We start from the raw sequence: 18,943 nt of genomic DNA, 5'->3' as shown, positions 1-18,943 counted from the left end.
TGCCACAAGCAACAGCCCGGCGTGCAAGCTGCACGCCGGGCTGTTGCTGGCTCACCCCGTTGGGCTAAGCCGGTACCTTGCGGTACATCTTGGCCAGCTGCGCCACGGCGTAATCGACTTCCTCGGCCGTGTTGTACTTACTCATGGAGAAGCGGATGGCACCGCGGGCCGGGTCGCAGCCCAGGGCCGTCAGCACGTGCGAGCCGATGTTGGACCCGCTGGTGCAGGCCGAGCCACCCGAGGCCGATACGTGGTTGATATCCAGGTTGAACAGCAGCATCTCGTTCATATCCGACGGCGGCAGGCTCACGCTCAGCACCGTGTATAGGCTCTGCTCAGCCTCGGCCGACAGCCCATTGAACTGCACATCCTCGATTTCGGCCCGCAGCTTCTCGATAAACCGGTCTTTCAACCCCTGGATGTACTGCTGGTGCTGATCCATGTCGCGGTAGGCAATTTCCAGCGCCTTGGCCAGCCCCACGATGCCGTACACGTTTTCGGTGCCGGCGCGCACGTTGCGCTCCTGCGAGCCGCCGTGGATGAGCGGCTGCACCTGCACGCCGGAGCTGGTGTACAGAAAGCCCGCGCCCTTCGGCCCGTGAAACTTGTGCGCCGAGCCCACCAGGAAGTGGTTTTGCAGTTGCTGCACGTTGTGGCGGTAGTGGCCCATCGTCTGCACCGTATCGGTGTGGAAGATGGCCCCGTGCTGCCGACACAGCGCCCCAATGGCCTCAATGTCGTTCAGGTTACCAATTTCGTTGTTGGCGTGCATCAGGCTCACGAAGGAGCGCGTGTGGGAGCCGAGCAGCTCGTCGAGGTGCTCCAGGTCCAGGCGGCCGCGCTCATCAAAGCGCACGTAGCTCAGCTGCACCTCGCCGCTTTTTTCCAGCGCCTGCAGGGTATGCAGCACGGCGTGGTGCTCCAGCTTGGAGGTAATGGCGTGCTTCAGCCCCAGGGTACGAATAGAGCCGAACGCGGCGTAGTTGTCGGCCTCCGTCCCGCCCGAGGTAAAGCTGATTTCGGCCGGCGCGGCGCCAATCAGGTGGGCAATGGTCTTGCGGGCATTTTCGATGGCGGCGCGCACCTTTCGGCCGTGACTGTGGATGGAACTGGGGTTGCCGAAATGCTCCCGCAGGAAGGGCAGCATGGCGTCCAGCACTTCCGGGTCGAGGGGCGTGGTGGCGGCGTTGTCGAAGTAAACCGAAGTCGTGGGGTGGATCGGCGTCATACGCTAGCGCGTTCAGGGATGGACTGCAAAAATAACGGATTGACCATATCCCGGTCGTCGAAGCGCCGGCGGTGGCCGCCCAAGCATAGCGCCAAACCTATAATGATCAGCCCGAAGCTGCTAAAAACGGCCGCGCCACGGCCCAGGGACCGTGGCGCGGCAGCGTTGATTGCCCGGATTCGCTGGCAAATTCACCAATCGCGGAGCCGGACGGTAAAAAGCGGAATTAGCCTTTCGCCGAAATAATTTCCTTGATGTCGCCGATGATTTTCTGCGCCAGGTGGTCGGCCGTTGCGTTCGAGTCCGACTCGGCGTAGATGCGGATGATGGGCTCGGTATTCGACTTGCGCAGGTGCACCCACTCCTTGTCGAACTCGATTTTCACCCCGTCGATGGTATTCACCGGCTGCTTGGCGTAGCGTTTCTCCATCAGCGCCAGCACTTGGTCGGTGTTGATGTCGGGCGTCAACTCGATCTTGTTCTTGGAGATGAAGTAGCTCGGGTATGAGGCCCGCAGGCGCGTCATCGTCTTGCCCGACTTGGCCAGATGCGTCAGAAACAGCGCAATACCCACCAGCGCGTCGCGCCCGTAGTGCAGCTCGGGGTAAATGATGCCGCCGTTGCCCTCGCCGCCAATCACGGCGTTGGTCTGCTTCATCATGGTCACCACGTTTACCTCGCCCACGGCCGCCGCGGCGTAGCTGCCGCCGTGCTTCTCGGTCACGTCGCGCAGGGCGCGGGTGCTGCTCAGGTTGCTCACGGTATTACCGCCGCCCTGCGCCTGCAGGATGTAGTCAGCTACCGCTACCAGCGTGTATTCCTCGCCGAACATGGTGCCGTCCTCGTTGATCAGGGCCAGGCGGTCCACGTCGGGGTCCACCACGATGCCGAGGTCAAACGAGCCTTTTTCAAGCACCTTGGCAATGTCGCGCAGGTTCTCGGGCAGCGGCTCGGGGTTGTGGGCAAAGTCTCCGGTCGGCTCGCAAAAGAGCTTTTCCACCGTCGTCACGCCCAAGGCCTCCAGCAGCATGGGCACGGCCAGGCCGCCCGAGGAGTTCACGGCATCGACCACCACGCGGAAGTTTTTGGCCTTAATGGCCTCCACGTCCACCAACGGCAGCGCCAGAATGGCGTCGATGTGCTTTTGCAGGGCCGCATCATCGGTGCGTACCTGCCCCAGGGCGGTTACCTGCGCGAAATCGAATGCTTCCTGCTCGGCCAGCTCCAGCACGCGTTTGCCCTCGGCATCGGAGATAAACTCCCCTTTGTCGTTGAGCAGCTTCAGCGCATTCCACTGCTTGGGGTTGTGCGAAGCGGTGAGGATGATGCCGCCCCCGGCCTTGCGCGCCGGCACGGCCATTTCCACGGTCGGCGTGGTCGAGAGGCCCAGATCCACGACGTCGATGCCAAGGCCCTGCAGGGTGCCAATGACGAGTTTGCTGACCATGTCGCCGGAGATGCGCGCGTCGCGCCCCACCACCACCGTGCGGTTTTGCGTCTGCGTCAGCATCCACGTGCCGTAGGCCGCCGTGAACTTTACCACGTCGATGGGAGTAAGAGCCTCTCCCGCTGCGCCGCCAATAGTGCCCCGAATGCCCGAGATGGATTTGATTAGTGCCACAAGCCAAGTTAGTTTTTCAGGGCGCAAAAGTAGCGAATCCCCGGTGGCCGGCATACGGGTGCCCTAGCAGTGGCTTTCGTTTTTAGCTTGCCTCGTATATTTGAGACAATGGAGTACAACACCCCCGGCCGCCGCCCCGATCAACTGGCTGCCTTCGGCCGCTTACTGGATGTGCTGGACCGCCTGCGGGCCGAATGCCCCTGGGACCGGAAACAGACCCTGCAGACGCTCCGGCATCTGACCATCGAGGAAACCTACGAACTGGCCGACGCCATCCTGCGCGACGACCTGAACGACGTGCAGAAGGAACTGGGCGACGTGATGCTGCATCTGGTATTCTACGCCAAGATTGCCAGTGAGCAGGGCCGCTTCGACATCGCCGATGTGCTTAATGCTCAGTGCGAAAAGCTTATTCACCGCCACCCCCACATCTACGGCGATGTGCAGGCAGAAACCGAAGAACAGGTCAAGCGCAACTGGGAGCAGTTGAAACTCAAAGAGAAAGGCAACGATTCGGTGCTCGGCGGCGTACCAGTTTCACTGCCGGCCCTCGTCAAAGCCATGCGCATTCAGGAGAAAGCGCGCGGTGCCGGCTTCGATTGGGAAGAAAAGGCGCAGGTATGGGCTAAAGTTCAGGAAGAGTTGGCCGAATTCGGCGCTGAGTTCCGCGACGGCGACGTGGTGGACCCGGCCCGCGCCGCAGCGGAGTTCGGCGACCTGCTGTTTTCGCTCGTCAACTTCGCCCGCTTCGCCGGCATCAACCCCGAAGAGGCCCTGGAGCAGACCAACCGGAAGTTCATCCACCGCTTCCGTTACTTGGAGACCGAAGTGGCGCGCTCGGGTCGGCGCCTTGCCGATCTGACGCTGCCCGAGATGGATCAATACTGGAACGCTGCCAAACACTTGCCTTTGGACGGTACTAACCCCCACCCTACAAAATAGCCTTTTTTCGGGGGGCATAGCGTTTTAAACGCTTTAGGCCCTATTTTAATTTGGCGGCGCCAAGCCTTTTGTTTAGGTTTGCCAAGGATAGACCTACTACGAACGAAGGCCCCGCCCACGAGCAGACCCATAGTTTTGGCTTCTTTTCCTGAGCCAGCTGTGAGGGTGAGCGGGGCTCCGCCGTCTTAGGCCTTTCGGTTGTTTCAACCACTTTCCAACCCAAGTCAACCTTTTTCACCAACCAACTCTTTCCCTTAATCTCCGGAACAATGGAACAAAAGAATGCCACGAACAAGCCGGCTACGGCTCCCCGGCCTGCCGCTCCTGCCGCGCCGAAGACTGGCGAAGCTAAAGGCGGTTCGGCATTGGCCGCTATCGTTATTCCGCTGGCCCTCGTCGTAAGCTACCTTGTATGGAAATTTGTCATGGGTGACCCCAGCCACTTCCAAGGCAACAACAACCATAACAACCCCCTGCCCGGCGACTACCTCGGCATTGTGTACAAAGGCGGTGTAATCGTACCGATCCTGATGTCCATGTTCCTCATCGTGATTACCTTCTCGATTGAGCGTTTCCTGACCATCGGCCGCGCCAAAGGCTCGAAGAGCATCGAGAGCTTTGTACGCACCGTGCGCCAGAAGCTGAACGTGAACGACATCACCGGCGCCATTGCCGCCTGCGACCAGCAGAAAGGTTCGGTAGCCAACGTCGTGAAGTCGGGCCTGCTGAAGTACCAGGAAATGGCCCGCGAGCGGGGCATGGACAAAGACCAGAAGATCCTCGCCATCCAGAAGGAAATCGAAGAATCGACCGCCCTGGAACTGCCGATGCTGGAGAAGAACTTGGTTATCATCTCTACCCTGGCTTCGGTGGCTACCCTGGTAGGTCTGCTCGGTACCGTATTCGGTATGATCAACGCCTTCGCCGCTCTGGCTAACGCCGGTGCTCCGGACGCCGTAGGTCTGGCCAACGGTATTTCGGAAGCTCTGATCAACACCGCTCTGGGTATCTTGACGTCGGCCATTGCCATCATTGCCTACAACTTCTTCACGAGCAAGATTGACGAGCTGACCTACAGCATCGACGAAGCTGGTTTCTCCATCATTCAGACCTTCGCCTCGCAGCACGGCGACAACGGCGTCCAAAACGCACCGGTAGCGTAAACTAATCGCGCAACGCCGTACGTTACTGAATCAAAGAAACCTTTGACTAGCCAGAAATGCCCAAAGTAAAACCTCATAGAGTGTCGCCATCGTTGGACATGACCCCGATGGTAGACTTGGCCTTCTTGCTGGTGACCTTCTTCATGCTCACCGCAACGCCGACGGAAGACACGGCCGTGGTGGTGGACACTCCGTCGTCCACGTCGGACCGACAACTGCCGGACAAAGGCGTTTTGACGATTTCCATCGACAAGAACAAGCGCGTCTTTTTCAGCACCGAGTCGCAACAGGTCAAAATGAAAGCCCTGGAGCAAGTGGGCGCCAAGTATGGCCAAAGCTTCTCGGACAAGCAGAAAAAGCAGTTTGCCTTGTTGCCGGACTTCGGTCTGCCAGCGCAGCAGCTGGGTGCCTACCTCAATCTGCCCGCTGACCAGCGCAAGCAGGTAAACCAGCCCGGTATTCCGATCGACTCGCTGAACAACCAGCTGGCCGAGTGGGTAATGGCTTCGCGGAGCGCCAACATCAACGTGCTCGGCACGGCGCCGTACATCGCCATCAAGGGCGACGGCGCGGCCGATGTGCCGACGGTGAAGAACGTCATCAAGATTCTGCAGGAGAAGAACCTCAACCGTTTCTATCTCATCACCGACTTGGAAAACAAGCCGGTGGCTAGCAACTAATCGACCATGGCAGAAATTCAACAACAGGCCGATTCCGGTAAAGGAGGGAAGAAGCGGGCCAAGAAAATGTCGACCAAAATCGACATGACCCCGATGGTGGACCTGGCCTTCCTGCTCCTGACCTTCTTCATGCTCACCACGACTTTCGCCAAGCCGAAAGTGATGCAGATTTCGATGCCCGTCAAGCCTAAGCAGGAAGACGAGCAGAACGAACTGAAAGCCTCAGACGCCTTCACGATTCTGCTGGGCGAGAACAACAAGATCTTCTATTACGAAGGCTTGCTGGATGCCGCTACCACGAAGCTGCAGCCGACGGATTATACGGCTACGGGCATCCGCCAAGTGCTGCTCCAGCGCCGCGCCTCGCGTCCGTCGACGGTAGTGATGATCAAGGCTGCTGACAAGGCGAACTACAAGAACATGGTGGACATCTTGGACGAAATGACCATCACCGGGCAGAAGAAATACGCCTTGGTGGACATCTCAGCCGATGACGAAACCCTTATTAAATCTTCTGGCTTATGATGGACAACGCCCAACTGGCACGGGCATCCTTCGAAGACATCGTCTTTGAGGGCCGGAACAAAGCTTACGGAGCATACGTATTGCGCAGGCTGTACGGCAAGCACGTAACGCGGGCATTCCTGGTCGCCATCATCTTCTTCGCCTTGATGATCGGCGGTCCGCTACTGGCCCGTCTGCTCACGCCGAAAGAAGATGTGGCCAAGCCCAAACTCGACACGGAAGTGGTGCTGGAGGCCCCGCCCTTGGATAAAACCGAGCCGCCACCTCCTCCCCCTCCCCCCACGGCTCCGCCGCCCCCTCCCCCCAAGCTTTCGACCATCAAGTTCACTCCGCCCGTCGTGAAGAAAGACGAGGAAGTGCGCAAAGTGGAGGAAATCCCGGATCAGGAGGAACTCGAGGACAAAGTGGTAGCCACCGCAACGGTGGAAGGCAACACCAACAACCCCATTGACCTGAGCGGCCTCGGCGACGAGAAAAACGAAGCCGTAGCAGAGGTGGTAGAGCAGAAGGTCTACACGTACGTAGAACAGATGCCTCAGCCCCCCGGTGGCATGGAAGGCCTGATGCAATACCTCGGTAAAAACATCAAGTACCCGGCGCTGGCCCTGCGCAACCAGGTAGAAGGCAAGGTGTTCGTAAACTTCGTGGTTGGTCCTGGTGGCCAAATCACGGATGTGAAAGTTACCAAGGGCATTGGTGCCGGTTGCGACGAAGAAGCCGTTCGCGTAATCAGCAAAATGCCGGCCTGGGCCCCGGGCAAGCAGAACGGCCGTGCCGTGAGCGTGTCTTACACCGTCCCGGTGACCTTCACCATCAAGTAAGGCTGCCTGACTGCCTCGCAATCAACCATCAAAACCCCGAACTGAGCGCTGCTCAGTTCGGGGTTTTGTTTTTTGGGCTCATACAGAATTTTTCAGCAGGTGCCCATACCACCCGTCAAAGAGGGTACGTTTTGCGGGTGAAGGCCAGGCCGTGACGAGTTGGAACCCTGTGGAGCAGAACCAGACCTGGGAAGAGCAAGCATTACCGTTCACTTAATCCCATACTCGCCATGACTCCGTTGCAACTCCGCCCGTCCTCCTTCGACGAAATGCTCTTCGAAGGGCGTAACAAAGCCTACGGCGCCTTCGATTTACGCCGGAACTACCCCGTGCACGTTCGGCGCGCGCTGACCATTGCGCTGCTGTTGTTTGCCCTGCTGGCGGCGGCACCCATGGTAACTCGGCTATTCATGCCCGCCCCTGCTGCGCCGCCTGTCCTGCCAAGCAAGGAGGTTGAGTTCACCGATGTGACGTTTAAAGTCGAGGAACCCAAACCGGAAGCAGCTACGCCGGTGGCGTCAACCGCCAAGCCCATGGCTACTTACCACGTGCCTACGCGTGTGGTGCCAAACGAGCAGGCCAAGCCGCAGGCAGTTCCCGCCGTAGAACCCCTTGATGCCATGCCCAGCACGACTCCCTCCGTCGGGACCGGCACTGTGCCGGTCGATGGGACGGTAAATCTGCCGGGCACCGGCCTCACTCCAGGTGCCGGGACGGGACCGGCAGCCCCGGCCGCCAAGCCGGAAGTATTCCTGTCCGTGGAACACATGCCGGAATTTGTGGGAGGCCAAGAGGCTATGTTGCAGTATTTGCGGCGCAACATGCACTACCCTGCTCGCGCCCTGCGTGACCAAGTAGAAGGAAAGGTATACGTTGCCTTCACCGTCAGCGCAACCGGTGATATCGTAGATGTCGAAGTCATCAAGGGCCTGGGCTCAGGTACCGATGAGGAGGCTTTGCGGGTGGTGCGCAACATGCCCCGCTGGCAGGCCGGTGAGCAGAACGGGCACCCAGTAGCCGTGCGCTACACCTTGCCGATTACCTTCCGCTTCTCGCACTAGACAAACCATCCCCGCCCATCCCATATTTGCATTCTACATGCGGCAAAGCCCGCCTGAGCCCTTCGCTCGGACGGGCTTTTGTCTTTTTTTCGTGACCTCAAACATCGGATTGCCGTAATGCAGCGAACAAACGTTCTACTTTTACGCGTTAAGAAATAGCTGACGTTTCTGCAGCTTCAACCTCTTGAGCTATGCTTGATTCAAACGCGGATGAGCGCGTCAACAGCCGTCGGGGACAGCGCACCACCATGCGCTATTTCACGATGCTGATGGCGCTGGTATACATTGGCCTCGGGGCCTTTCTGATTGCGGCCCCCCCGGGCATCTTCGCCCTGGCCCTCACGACGCGGCGAATTGTGGGTGGCCTTTTCATCCTGTACGGATTACTTAGATTTGTTCGCGCCTTCCGCCAGCATTTCCGCAAACGACATGACACGCTTTAGTGCACCTTCGCGCGCCCTGGGGGCGACGCTGGCTCTGGGAGCCACCCTGCTGTTGGGCGGTTGCGGTGGCAACAATGCTTCCTCAACTGCGGAGTCGGACAGTGATACGCCTACCAGCGGCACGATCAAAGTCAGCATCGACAACACCTTCGAGCCCATTCTGAAGTCGCACGTCGATACGTTCCAGAAGCTTTACCAGTACGCCCACGTGCAGGCGGCCTATAAGCCCGAGCGAGAGGCCATGAAGGATCTGCTCGACGACAAGGTACGGGCCATCATCATTGCCCGCGGGCTGAAGCCCAACGAGCAGGCGGTGTTTGATCAACTGAAGATTGTGCCGCGCACCACGCACGTTGCGACCGATGGTGTGGCCATCATCCTTCACCCCTCGAACCCGGACTCACTGCTAACCCTAAAGCAGCTGCGCGACATTTTTACCGGTGCCACCAAGCAATGGTCGCAGGTAAGCGGCAAAGCGTCGAAACTGGGCGCTATCAACGCCGTTTTCGACCAGAATAACTCCAGCACCACGCGCTATGTGCAGGACTCCGTGACCCGGGGAGAGGCCCTGGCGCAGGGGGTGTTTGCGAGCGAATCGAACCCTAAACTCATCGATTACGTTGCTACCCATCCGAACGCAATTGGCGTAATCGGTGTTAATTGGATCAGCGACCAGGATGACGCGCAGGTGCAGAGCTTTTTGCGCAAGGTGCAGGTTGCCGCCATCGGCAAGGTTCCTGCACCACAAAAGCCCAGCGACTACGTGAAGCCGTACCAGGCGTACCTGGCCACCCAGGAATATCCCTTGCGGCGGAAGCTGTTCGTCATCAGCCGCGAGGCGCGCACTGGACTTGGCACCGGGTTTGCATCCTTCGTTGCGGGCAACCAAGGACAGCTGATCTTCCTGAAGTCCGGGCTGATGCCCGCTACGGGTCAGGTCCGCTTGGTGCAAGCCGATAGCCAATAACGGCGAACCGGCTCGTTGACATTGTCTCTCACTCTTTTTTCACTTACCCTTACCTCATGACCAATAAGCCCTGGAAGCTCACGCTCCTCGCTGCTTTTTCGCTCGCCGGTTCGGCCGTGTTTGCTCAAAACCTGCCGGCCGCTCGCCAAGCCATCGAACTGGAGCGCTACAGCGAGGCCAAGCGCCAGCTGCTGCCCAGCCAGTCGAACGCCGAAGCCGCGTTTGAGTTGGGCCGTTTGTACCAGAAGCAAGAGAAGGCCGACTCGGCCGCTTACTTCTTCAACATGGCTTCGAAAGACGTGCGCTTTCCGCTAGCCATGGTTTCGTCGGGCCGGGCGCTATTGGCGCAAGGCAAGAAAGTGGAAGCCGACATTCAGTTTGACGCGGCCATCAAAGCCACGAAGAGCAAAGATGCCAAGGTGTTTGCAGCCATTGGTCAGGCTTACGCTGAGTCGGGCATAAAGGACAACCAGAAGGGCATTGATGCTATTAATCAGGCCCTGAAGCTGAACAAGAAGGATGATCCGGCTTGGCTTGTGTACCTGGGCGACATGCACCAGAAGCGCGACAACGGCGGCGGTGACGCCATGAATGCCTATGACCGTGCGCTGGCGGCTGACGCTGGCTACACGCTGGCCTATTACCGCAAGGGGCAGCTAAACGTCCGTTCGCGTAACGGTCAGGAAGCGCTGGCCAACTTTGGCAAGGTGACGAGCATGAACTCGAACTATGCCCCGGTATACCGCGACATGGCTGAAATGTACTACTACGCTGGCCAGTACGACCAGGCGTCGCAGACGATGAAGCAGTACACGGATATGTCGGAGAAGACGCCCAACACGCAGGCGACTTACGCAGCTTTCCTGTACCTGAACAAGAAATATGCCGAGGCCCTGACGCAGATTGATGAGGTGCTGGCCAAAGACCCCAGCAACTTGACCATGAATCGTCTGCGTGCTTACACGTTGTTCGAAACCGGTCAGAACGACCAGGCAGTGGCGGCAATGGATAAGTACATGAAAATGGCGCCGGCTGAAAAAGTCATCACCGACGACTACGTGTACCAGGGCAAAATCCTGACGAAAGCGGGCCGCTCGGATGAAGGTATTGCCATCATCGAAAAAGCCATCAAGGCTGACCCGGCCAAAGCCGTGGACCTGCAGCACGACTTGGCTCAGGCTTACCTACTCAAGAAAGACTACCCCGGCGCCATCCGTACCTACACGGCCATTATGAAGGCCGGCAAGGGTACCCGCGCCGATAACATCTACTTGGGCCGGGCTTACGAGATGAACAAGCAGTATGCCAAAGCCGATAGCCTCTACGGCATTGTGGTGACGGAGAAACCGGACTACTTGCCGGGCTACCAGATGCGCGCCCGGGCCAACGCCAACCTGGACCCGGAAAGCAAGCAGGGCCTCGCCAAGCCGCACTATGAGAAATACGTAGACATGGCCAAGGCTGACCCGGCTAAGAACAAGGACGGTCTGGTAGAAGCCTACAAGTATCTTGGCTACTACTACTACCAGAAAGGCGACAAGCAAGCTTCGTTGCCCTATTGGCAGCAGGCGCTGGCCCTGAACCCCGGTGACGCCCAAGCCACCACGGCTATTGGGGAAATCACCGGCAAAGGAAAGGCCGCCGCTAAGCCCGCTCCAAAAGGCACCACGAAGAAATAATTGTCGAGGCCACCCAGAATTAAAAAAGCCCGCTACGTTTTCGTAGCGGGCTTTTTTGTGGCCTTCCTGGATACATCATCTAGTTGGGCTGAGTAGCGTATCGTTCCCAGCGCGTGAGTGCAGTGCGGAAATCCTCAGGTAGTTCTACCTCAAATTGCATCTGTGCTCCGGTAGCAGGGTGAATAAAACCCAGTGATTTGGCGTGCAAAGCCTGTCGCGGGATGATGTCAAACGTGTTTTCCACAAAGCTCTTGTAAGAGCCTGTGCGTTGCCCATACAGGATTCGGTCCCCCCCGTAGGCTGCGTCGGCAAAGAGCGGGTGGCCGATGTGCTTCATGTGCGCCCGGATCTGATGAGTGCGCCCGGTTTCCAAGTTGCATTGCACCAGCGCAACCGGCCCAAAGCTCTGCAGCACGCGGTAATGCGTCACTGCGTGCTTGCCTTCGGCGCTGCCTTCCGGAAACACCGTCATGAGCTTCCGGTCTTTGGGGTGCCGGCCGATGTTGCCCCGGATGGTGCCGCTGGCTTCTTTCGGCGTGCCCCACACCAGAGCTAGGTACGTTCGCTCGATGGTATGGTAGAAGAATTGGTTGGAAAGGTGGGTCATGGCCCACTCGGTTTTACCGATGACAAGCAGGCCGGAAGTATCCTTGTCGATGCGGTGAATCAGCCCCGGCCGGATATCGCCGTTGCGGCCCGTTGGCAGGTTCTGCAGGTGCCAGGCCAGACCATTTACCAATGTGCCGTTCCAGTTGCCGTAGGCGGGATGTACAACCATGCCAGCGGGCTTGTTTACCATCAGCAGTTGGTCGTCCTCGTAGCGGATGTCCAGTGACATCTGCTCGGGCACCACTTTATCCTCCCGCGGAGGCTCGGGCAACACCACCGTTACCACGTCGCCCGGCTTCACCTTGTAGCTGGACTTGGCGGGTTTGCCATTGACCTGCACCGCCTCGGCCTCAATACCGGCCTGCACCTTGGTGCGCGACACGTTGGGCAGGCGGTTGAGCAGGAATTTGTCGAGCCGCATGGGTTCCTGCCGGCCATCCGCCTGAATGCGGTGATGCTCGAACAATTCGTCTTCTTCGGCAAGCCCCGCCGTATCTTCGGGCAGCAGGTCAGGGTCGAGTTCGTGCATTGTGGTAGGGTAGTCGCGCAAAAATACGAAAGCCGGGGCCTGCGTGCAGGCCCCGGCTTTCGGGAATCTCAGGAGCTGAATTTACTTCTTCTTCACTTTGGTTTTGCCAGTCTGGGCTGCAGGCGTAGCGGGAGCCGGCGTGGTAGCAGGCTTGGCGCTGGGAGCCGGAGCGTTGTTCTGGCCGGGCGTTACGCCCATTTCTTTCAGGACGAGGTCCGAAATGTCGCCGTCTTTCGGGCCGTGCAGCAGAATGGGCGTCGTGCCAAAGCCGGCGTCGGAGTTGAACACGTAGGTGTAGCCGTTTTTATCGGCTACCACGTCAATGGTCTTTTGCAGCTTGTCGTACACCGGCTTCAGCAGGGTCTGCTGACGCTGCTGTACGGACTGCTCGGCGTTCTGCTGAAACTCTTGGATGGAGCTCTGCAGGTTCTGCAACTCCTTTTCCCGGTCGGCCCGGATGGGGTCAGCCATCTTGGCGCCGTTGTCCTGATAGTCCTTGGCCTTTTTCTGGAAGTCGGCCACCTTCGCGTCGAGCTGGTTTTTAAGCTGCGTGCTGTAATCTTTCAGCTGCGACTCTATCTGCTTGCTTTCGGGCATCTGGCTGATAACATAATCGACGTTGGTGTAGCCGATTTTCAGCGCGCCGGTCGCAGCAGTGGTAGCCGGAGCAGTTTGGGCCAGGGCGGCGGGAGCGGCGGTCAGCGTCAGGGCCGCGGCGGCCAGCACGAGGCGAAACTTGCGGGTCAGGGTCATTGAGCGAAAAATGTCAGGAAGGTTGAGAAGCACAAAGTTAATTATTCCGCGCACCCGGCTTGGAAAGCTGCTTGCCCTTGGTGGCCGGGGCCGGTTTGGCGGCGGGTTGTTCGTCCCCAAACTCCGGGTCAGCGGGCGTCTGAGGCGGGGTTACCGTACGCACTGCACCTTTCGGGCCAGGTTGGTTACGGTCTTCAGAAGCTAAACCTAATTCTTCCAATACAAATTCCGTGTAGTCGTGTGCGGGGTTGGTATACAGCATGGTCACGTCGCCGGATTTGTCGAAAACAATGGCCAGCTGCTTTTTCTTGGCCACCTTTTCCACCGCTTCGAATACTTGGTCCTGAATAGGCTTGGTCAGTTCCTGCCGCTTTTTGAAGAGCATGCCTTCGTAGCCGAACATCTTGTTCTGGTACGCCTTGGCGTCCTGCTCCTTCTTCAGAATCTCGTCCTGCCGCTTCTTTTTCATCGGCTCGGTCAGTAGCACTTCTTCGGCCTGGTAAGTGCGGTACAGGCGGTCGATGTCCTTCTTCTGCACTTCCACCTCTTTCTGCCAAGCCAGCGAAAGCGTGTTCAGTTCCTGCTGCGCTTGCGCATAAGCCGGCAATTTACTCATGACAAACTCCGAGTCGACGTAGCCAAACTTCTGGGCCCACGCCAGGGAGGGCAGCAGCGCCAGCCACAGCACGGGCAGCGCAAACAATAGTCGTTTCATATCCTACTGAACGCCGGCCACCGGCTGTTTGGTGCCTTAGCGGATTTGCTGACCGATGATGAAGTGGAACTTGCTGCGGTCTTGTTTGCCCGCCGCTCCCAGCGGTACCGGCACGTTGTCGAAGCCATACCCGTAGTCGAAACCAAGCAGGCCGAACGCCGACATGAAGATACGCGCCCCTACACCCGCCGAGCGGTACAGCTTGAAGGGATTGTACTGGTTGTAGTTGTCGAACGCGTTGCCCGCTTCGGCGAAGCTCAGCACGTATACCGTAGCCGCCGGGTTCAGCGACACCGGATACCGCAGTTCCATCACGTACTTGTTGAAGGCAATGCCACCGCTTTCGTTCTGCCGGGCCGTCGGAATAGCAAACTGGTCGTTGGGGTCGTCGTAGCCGCGCAAGCCCACGAATTCCGTACCCACCAAGAAGTTGGACGCCCCGCCAAAACCCAAACCGGCGCCACCGAGCTTAAAGCGCTCAAACGGGCCGTAGCCCCGGCTTTTGTTGTAGCGCCCGATAAAGCCGAAGTGGGCGCGCGTGTTCAGCACCAGCTTGTTGCCCAGCGGCGTAAACCACGAGGCGTCAAACATCCACTTGTGGAATTCTACCCACTCGTTTACGTTCGGATGGGCTCCCTTGAACACCGAGTACGGCGGCGTCAGGTTAAGCGACAAGGACAGGGCAGAACCACGACGGGTAAAGGTTGGATTGTCGGTGCTGTTCCGCGCCAGCGTCGTGTTGAAGGTAATGTTGTTGGCCGTACCCGTGCTGAAGCCGCTGAAATAAGGATAATCCTTCAGCTTGTACTGGCTAAACGAGAGGCTGTTGCTGAGCGTGAAGTAATCATCGGGCCAACGCAGGCGACGCCCCAGACCAACCGAAGCGCTGTTCACCTTGATGAAGCTGCCATTGCGAATGGCGTCGGCGTCGAGCGCTCCGCCAGTGGAGTAGCGCTGAATGCTCTTGTTCAGGCTCACGGTCAGCGAATTGGGCTTGCGGCCGCCCAGCCACGGCTCCGTGAAGGAAAGCGAGTACGACTGGAACTGCAGGCCGTTGGCCTGGATGTTCAGCGCCAGGCGCTGCCCGTCACCGCCCGGCACCGGGCGCCAGTTGCGCAGGTCGCCGGCCTTGCGCATGGAGAAGTTGTTGAACACCAAGCCCACCGTACCGATAAAGCCCGCAAAGCCACCCCAGCCGCCCGACAGCGTAATCTGATCGGAAGGCTTTTCTGAGACGGTGTAATTGATGTCCACGGTCCCGTCGGCCGGATTGGGCACGGGATTCAGGCCGACTTTCTCCGGGTCAAAGTAGCCCAGCGAGGAAATTTCTCGCTGGGAGCGGATCAGCAACTCGCGGTTGAACTTGTCGCCCGGCAGCGTGCGCAATTCCCGGCGGATCACGTGGTCCGAGGTCTTGGTGTTGCCGGCAATGTTGACTTCCTTGATGCGGGCCTGTACGCCTTCGGAGATGCGCATCTCGATGTCAATCGAGTCGCCTTCCACCCGCGTTTCCACCGGATCGATGGAGAAGAACAGGTAGCCGTCGTTCATGTAGAGCGACGTTACGTCCTGCCCGGTTGGGTTGTAGTTCAGGCGCTTGTCCAGCGACTCCTTGCTGTACGTGTCGCCCTTCTTGATGCCGAGCACCGAAGACAGCGTCCGGTCGTCGTACAGATAGTTGCCGTTCCACGTCACGTTGCGGAAGTAGTATTTCGGCCCCTCGTCCACGAAAATGCGCAGCGTCAGCTTATCGGCTTCGCGTACCGTGGCTTTGTGAATGCCAAACTTCCCGTTCTCCGTACCCAGCCAGCGGTAGGAATACTCGTCCTGCACGGTCACCAGCGAATCGCCCGTGATGATGGCGTCGCGGTAGCCCTGCGCGTTGTAGAAGTCGATGACCTTCTGCTTGTCGTCTTCAAAGTCGGACTTGTTGAACTTGCCGGAGTTCAAGAACTTGTACGACTTCTTTTCCTTGGTCTTCTTCATCTTCCCCTTCAACTTGCCCTCCTTGATGGCCTCGTTGCCGACGAAGCTGATGTCGGAGATGCGGACCTTGTCGCCCTTCTTCACGTCGATGACCAGCTCCACGCTGTTGGGCAGCGTCGAGTCCGGCTCCTGCGTGATGTTCACCTTCACGTTCATGAAGCCCTTGTCGGTGTAGTACTTGCGTACGGCCTGCCGGGTGTTGCTGAGCAGGGCATCGGTCACCACCTTGCCGCGCACAATCTTCACCTTGTTGCGCAGCTCGTCGGCCTGCGTCTTGCTGATGCTGGTGAAGAAAATCTTGGAAAGACGCGGACGCTCCTTCAGCTGGAAGTCCAGGAACACACGGTTGCCCTCGATGCGCTCCACCACCACGTTCACGTCGCCCAGAATGCCTTGGTCCCAGAGGCGGCGAATGGCGCGCCCGATTTCCTCGCCCGGCAGCGAGACGGGGTCACCCACCTTCAAGCCGGTCAGGCCCACCATGGTATTGGCATCGAGGTACCGAATACCGCTGATGGTAATACCACCGATTTCGTAGCGCGGCGGCTCCTGGCCCGAAGTGCCGGCCGGCGGCGTGGTTTGCGCCCGGAGTGAACCGGCCGTCAGTCCCAGCAGCAGCCCCGTCAGCAGGGTGCCGCGAAGCCGAGGGAGAAAAGAATTCATCGAAGAAAGAACTTACGAAACGGTCAGTTGCTCACTAGTCTTGCCGAAGCGCCGCTCCCGGCGCTGGTAGGCCAGAATAGCTTCGTAGAAATGTTCACGCCGGAAGTCCGGCCACAACAGTTCGGTTATGTATAGCTCGGTGTAGGCCAGCTGCCACAGCAGAAAATTGCTGATGCGCTGCTCCCCGCTGGTGCGGATCAGCAGCTCCGGATCGGGCATACCGGCTGTCGACAGGTAACTCGCCAGCTCCTCCTCTCCCACCTTCTCCGGTGCAACGGTACCGGCTGCCACGTCAGTAGCCAGCCGGCGGGCGGCCTGAGCCAAATCCCAACGGCCGCTATAGCTCAGGGCCAGCACCAAGGTGGTGCGGCTACCCGCAGCGGTCATTTCCATGGCCTCAGCCAACTCACGCTGGCAAGCTGCCGGCAACTGCGTGGTGTCGCCAATGGCCTGTAGCCGAATGTTGTTTTTGAGCAGCGTGGGCGTTTCCTGACGGATGGTATGCACTAACAGCTGCATCAAAGCCATTACTTCGTGGGTGGGGCGGCCCCAGTTCTCGGTGGAGAAAGCGTAGAGCGTGAGGTATTGAACCCCAAGCTCGGCAGCAGCTTCTACCGTGTCGCGAACAGCCGTAATGGCGCTTTGGTGCCCGAAGATGCGCAGCCCCCCCCGTTTCTTGGCCCAACGGCCATTGCCATCCATAATGACGGCAACGTGTGCAGGGATGCGAGTAGGATCAATAGCGGCGTGGGCAGACATGCGAACTGTTTGCGTAAAAGAGGCCGCAAGTTACGCAAATGGTTGCACACGCCGGGCTTTGAGTGCCTTAGCGCAGCAGCTTCGGGTCTGCCTTATAGGGGTCTGGGCAGTTAATCTTGTAGAAGGTATAAGACACGCTCAGGCCGGTATAGTAGTACCAGTCCTGGTCGAAGCGGTTGGCAAAAGCCGGGCTCTGATCCTTCACGTGGTCCAGCAAATCGGTAACCGCTTTGCGGGCGCCGGTTTCCAGCCCCAGGTTCCAGTGCCGTGACAGGGCTAATTTCAGGCCTACTCCCGCCGGGACGGCAATACCCAACGTGTTACTGGACTGGTTGAAGCCGGGCTGGGGGCCGCTGGTTTTGGTAAAAGCCATAAAGCCGGCCACTCCCACAAACACATAGGGCGTGAAATGGACCTTTTCACGCCGGTTATGGTAGTCAAAGAAATTATACTCCAATGTGCCTGCCACATCCAACAGAGAGCCTTTCATGCTTGCTTGGCGCAAAGTAGGTAGCGGAAGCGAGTTCCCGTTCTCGCCGGTCACGTCCGCGTCATTGGCGCGCAACAGGCCGTAAGTCACCGTCCCACGCAGGGTCACGGGCGCCGAAATGTCTTTGCGGTAAAAGGCCGAAACGGCTGGCCGGTTGTTCAGCAGCCGGTATTCTGGGGATAATTCGCCTTTGTAGTTGAGCGCCCCAAGGCCTATGCCTAGTTCGCTCGTGTTTTGGGCGGTGGCCACTTGGGCAAAAAAAACGCTCCCGGCTTGCACGGAGCAAACCAGGAGCGTTTTGAAGAGGAGTTGCTTGGTCATCAGGTGAAGGCTGCGTTGGCAGCAGCCAACGTCTGATTAACGGAATTTGGGGCTCTTGATGCGCGGAGCCAGAATGTAGTTCAGCGTAAGGCCCGTAACGATGTACCAGTCCTTTTCATTGCTCTTGCCGCGCATGTTGCCGGGAGCATCGAAGTTGGGGTATGGACCGTTGACGGCGTTGGTTTTCGTAATGCCGCGGCCAAAATAGCGCGCAGCATCGGATTGCAGGGCACCGGGGTCGGCATAGTTACCGCTTACGTCGTCAAGATAGTCCGTGAAGGTCTTGCGCCAGCCGATTTCTACTCCCAGGTCGAAGCTTTTGTTCAGCTTGTAGCGCAGGCCACCACCGAAAGGAATCGAGAACTGCCACAGGCTGTAAGCGCCGTCACCACCGGTGCCGAGTTGGCCTTCGGTACCCAGCGGCTGCAGGGCAACCCAGTCACCCGCATTCAGCGAGGAAGGAACGGCCGTGCCTTCCTGCACCAGGCCCTTGGGGTTGTGATGGTATACGGATACCCCTGCAAAAACGTAGGGAACGAAGTCCGGACGCTTCAGGTAGTTGTTGCGGTTTTCGACGAGGTCGAAGATACCAACGGCCGACAGCTCAACGATGTCGTTGCGGAAGCTCACGTTGCGGTTGTTACGGAAACCAGCTTCCGGGTCGGTGGCGCTAGCGGCTTTGGAGTCGTCACCGGTGATGCGGCCGTACGACAAAGCGGCGCGAGCCGAAATCCGGGGGGCAAAGCGACGCGTAAAGCTCAGACCGATGTTGGGGCGCGAAGCAGCGACACGCAAGCTGGTAATGCTGGGCTTAGGCACAACATCGCCGAAGTAGTTCATCGCATTCAGGCTCAGGCCAACGGAGTTGTACTGCTTCCGCTTGCTGAACTGCTGCGCACTCGCCTGGTTCGCAACCAGCGCCAGCGCTAATACCAGCGTCAGGGTGAGAGTCAAGAGTTTCTTCATACTGTGGAGCAAGATTATGATA

At 58.7% G+C, this 18,943-nt stretch carries 18 protein-coding genes; 9 read left to right on the top strand and 9 right to left on the bottom strand.

The genetic code is table 11. The features are described 5' to 3' along the window. Positions 1 to 64: 64 nt before the first annotated feature. Entirely contained in the window at positions 65 to 1,228 is a 1,164-nt protein-coding gene (locus tag ACYVKQ_RS06165; RefSeq protein WP_460576711.1) for a cysteine desulfurase family protein, read from the bottom strand. Positions 1,229 to 1,454: 226 nt separating this feature from the next. After that, the gene (gene glmM / locus ACYVKQ_RS06160) at positions 1,455 to 2,849 is read right to left on the bottom strand and encodes a phosphohexomutase domain-containing protein (protein ID WP_460576709.1); all 1,395 of its coding nucleotides are present in this window, start codon (positions 2,847 to 2,849) and stop codon (positions 1,455 to 1,457) included. Between the two features lie 108 nt (positions 2,850 to 2,957). Here glmM and mazG point away from each other — a divergent pair, with 108 nt between their 5' ends. The 9 genes from mazG to ACYVKQ_RS06115 all read left to right on the top strand — a co-directional run bounded on the left by mazG (position 2,958) and on the right by ACYVKQ_RS06115 (position 11,130). After that, a complete protein-coding gene (mazG, locus tag ACYVKQ_RS06155) occupies positions 2,958 to 3,791 on the top strand; it encodes a nucleoside triphosphate pyrophosphohydrolase (protein WP_460576708.1) in 834 nt (277 codons plus the stop codon). Between the two features lie 269 nt (positions 3,792 to 4,060). Continuing rightward, positions 4,061 to 4,954: a MotA/TolQ/ExbB proton channel family protein gene (locus ACYVKQ_RS06150; RefSeq protein WP_460576707.1), complete on the top strand. Its 894-nt coding sequence runs from the start codon at positions 4,061 to 4,063 to the stop codon at positions 4,952 to 4,954. An 80-nt stretch (positions 4,955 to 5,034) separates the two neighbouring features. Further along, the gene (locus tag ACYVKQ_RS06145; RefSeq protein ID WP_460576706.1) at positions 5,035 to 5,634 is read left to right on the top strand and encodes an ExbD/TolR family protein; all 600 of its coding nucleotides are present in this window, start codon (positions 5,035 to 5,037) and stop codon (positions 5,632 to 5,634) included. A 66-nt stretch (positions 5,635 to 5,700) separates the two neighbouring features. Then, entirely contained in the window at positions 5,701 to 6,159 is a 459-nt protein-coding gene (locus ACYVKQ_RS06140) for an ExbD/TolR family protein (RefSeq protein WP_460576705.1), read from the top strand. Beyond that, positions 6,156 to 6,980, top strand: a complete 825-nt coding sequence (locus ACYVKQ_RS06135) for an energy transducer TonB (protein ID WP_460576703.1) — start codon at positions 6,156 to 6,158, stop codon at positions 6,978 to 6,980. The genes ACYVKQ_RS06140 and ACYVKQ_RS06135 overlap by 4 nt, the downstream gene beginning before the upstream one ends. A gap of 230 nt (positions 6,981 to 7,210) precedes the next feature. Beyond that, positions 7,211 to 8,041 (top strand): energy transducer TonB, encoded by an 831-nt coding sequence (locus tag ACYVKQ_RS06130; RefSeq protein WP_460576702.1) that lies wholly within the window; start codon positions 7,211 to 7,213, stop codon positions 8,039 to 8,041. 191 nt (positions 8,042 to 8,232) lie between these two features. Beyond that, positions 8,233 to 8,484, top strand: a complete 252-nt coding sequence (locus ACYVKQ_RS06125; RefSeq protein ID WP_460576700.1) for a hypothetical protein — start codon at positions 8,233 to 8,235, stop codon at positions 8,482 to 8,484. Beyond that, on the top strand, positions 8,471 to 9,451 hold the full coding sequence (locus ACYVKQ_RS06120; RefSeq protein ID WP_460576698.1) for a PstS family phosphate ABC transporter substrate-binding protein: 981 nt from the start codon (positions 8,471 to 8,473) through the stop codon (positions 9,449 to 9,451). Before ACYVKQ_RS06125 ends, ACYVKQ_RS06120 begins: the two co-directional genes overlap by 14 nt. A gap of 56 nt (positions 9,452 to 9,507) precedes the next feature. Further along, entirely contained in the window at positions 9,508 to 11,130 is a 1,623-nt protein-coding gene (locus ACYVKQ_RS06115) for a tetratricopeptide repeat protein (RefSeq protein WP_460576695.1), read from the top strand. 79 nt (positions 11,131 to 11,209) lie between these two features. Here ACYVKQ_RS06115 and ACYVKQ_RS06110 read toward each other — a convergent pair whose 3' ends face one another. The 7 genes from ACYVKQ_RS06110 to ACYVKQ_RS06080 form a co-directional block, all read right to left on the bottom strand. After that, on the bottom strand, positions 11,210 to 12,268 hold the full coding sequence (locus ACYVKQ_RS06110) for an RluA family pseudouridine synthase (protein ID WP_460576693.1): 1,059 nt from the start codon (positions 12,266 to 12,268) through the stop codon (positions 11,210 to 11,212). Positions 12,269 to 12,349: 81 nt separating this feature from the next. Next, positions 12,350 to 13,021 carry an OmpH/Skp family outer membrane protein gene (locus ACYVKQ_RS06105; RefSeq protein WP_460576691.1) on the bottom strand — a complete coding sequence of 224 codons (672 nt, stop codon included), beginning with the start codon at positions 13,019 to 13,021 and terminating at the stop codon, positions 12,350 to 12,352. Between the two features lie 37 nt (positions 13,022 to 13,058). Then, positions 13,059 to 13,736, bottom strand: a complete 678-nt coding sequence (locus tag ACYVKQ_RS06100; protein ID WP_460576689.1) for an OmpH/Skp family outer membrane protein — start codon at positions 13,734 to 13,736, stop codon at positions 13,059 to 13,061. A gap of 36 nt (positions 13,737 to 13,772) precedes the next feature. After that, complete coding sequence (bamA, locus tag ACYVKQ_RS06095; RefSeq protein WP_460576688.1) at positions 13,773 to 16,385, bottom strand: BamA/OMP85 family outer membrane protein; 2,613 nt, start codon at positions 16,383 to 16,385, stop codon at positions 13,773 to 13,775. A 12-nt stretch (positions 16,386 to 16,397) separates the two neighbouring features. Beyond that, entirely contained in the window at positions 16,398 to 17,087 is a 690-nt protein-coding gene (gene uppS / locus ACYVKQ_RS06090; protein ID WP_460576686.1) for an undecaprenyl diphosphate synthase family protein, read from the bottom strand. A 124-nt stretch (positions 17,088 to 17,211) separates the two neighbouring features. Further along, a complete protein-coding gene (porG, locus tag ACYVKQ_RS06085) occupies positions 17,212 to 17,955 on the bottom strand; it encodes a type IX secretion system protein PorG (protein WP_460576684.1) in 744 nt (247 codons plus the stop codon). Between the two features lie 36 nt (positions 17,956 to 17,991). Next, positions 17,992 to 18,921: a DUF6089 family protein gene (locus ACYVKQ_RS06080; RefSeq protein ID WP_460576682.1), complete on the bottom strand. Its 930-nt coding sequence runs from the start codon at positions 18,919 to 18,921 to the stop codon at positions 17,992 to 17,994. Positions 18,922 to 18,943 lie beyond the last annotated feature (22 nt).

It is taken from the genome of Hymenobacter coalescens (genome assembly GCF_054783195.1).
Note: the sequence above shows the minus strand (reverse complement) of the source record. Positions and strands in the feature narration are given on the sequence as shown.

Bases quoted from the DNA above. Each gene is read 5' to 3' on its own strand.
- ACYVKQ_RS06140 (WP_460576705.1), top strand. From the start codon at position 5,701: ATGTCGACCAAAATCGACATGACCCCGATGGTGGACCTGGCCTTCCTG.
- ACYVKQ_RS06130 (WP_460576702.1), top strand. From the start codon at position 7,211: ATGACTCCGTTGCAACTCCGCCCGTCCTCCTTCGACGAAATGCTCTTC.
- ACYVKQ_RS06110 (WP_460576693.1), bottom strand. From the start codon at position 12,268: ATGCACGAACTCGACCCTGACCTGCTGCCCGAAGATACGGCGGGGCTT.
- porG (WP_460576684.1), bottom strand. From the start codon at position 17,955: ATGACCAAGCAACTCCTCTTCAAAACGCTCCTGGTTTGCTCCGTGCAA.
- ACYVKQ_RS06080 (WP_460576682.1), bottom strand. From the start codon at position 18,921: ATGAAGAAACTCTTGACTCTCACCCTGACGCTGGTATTAGCGCTGGCG.
- ACYVKQ_RS06125 (WP_460576700.1), top strand. From the start codon at position 8,233: ATGCTTGATTCAAACGCGGATGAGCGCGTCAACAGCCGTCGGGGACAG.
- ACYVKQ_RS06100 (WP_460576689.1), bottom strand. From the start codon at position 13,736: ATGAAACGACTATTGTTTGCGCTGCCCGTGCTGTGGCTGGCGCTGCTG.
- ACYVKQ_RS06115 (WP_460576695.1), top strand. From the start codon at position 9,508: ATGACCAATAAGCCCTGGAAGCTCACGCTCCTCGCTGCTTTTTCGCTC.
- uppS (WP_460576686.1), bottom strand. From the start codon at position 17,087: ATGGATGGCAATGGCCGTTGGGCCAAGAAACGGGGGGGGCTGCGCATC.
- bamA (WP_460576688.1), bottom strand. From the start codon at position 16,385: ATGAATTCTTTTCTCCCTCGGCTTCGCGGCACCCTGCTGACGGGGCTG.
- ACYVKQ_RS06150 (WP_460576707.1), top strand. From the start codon at position 4,061: ATGGAACAAAAGAATGCCACGAACAAGCCGGCTACGGCTCCCCGGCCT.
- ACYVKQ_RS06135 (WP_460576703.1), top strand. From the start codon at position 6,156: ATGATGGACAACGCCCAACTGGCACGGGCATCCTTCGAAGACATCGTC.
- ACYVKQ_RS06120 (WP_460576698.1), top strand. From the start codon at position 8,471: ATGACACGCTTTAGTGCACCTTCGCGCGCCCTGGGGGCGACGCTGGCT.
- ACYVKQ_RS06165 (WP_460576711.1), bottom strand. From the start codon at position 1,228: ATGACGCCGATCCACCCCACGACTTCGGTTTACTTCGACAACGCCGCC.
- ACYVKQ_RS06105 (WP_460576691.1), bottom strand. From the start codon at position 13,021: ATGACCCTGACCCGCAAGTTTCGCCTCGTGCTGGCCGCCGCGGCCCTG.
- mazG (WP_460576708.1), top strand. From the start codon at position 2,958: ATGGAGTACAACACCCCCGGCCGCCGCCCCGATCAACTGGCTGCCTTC.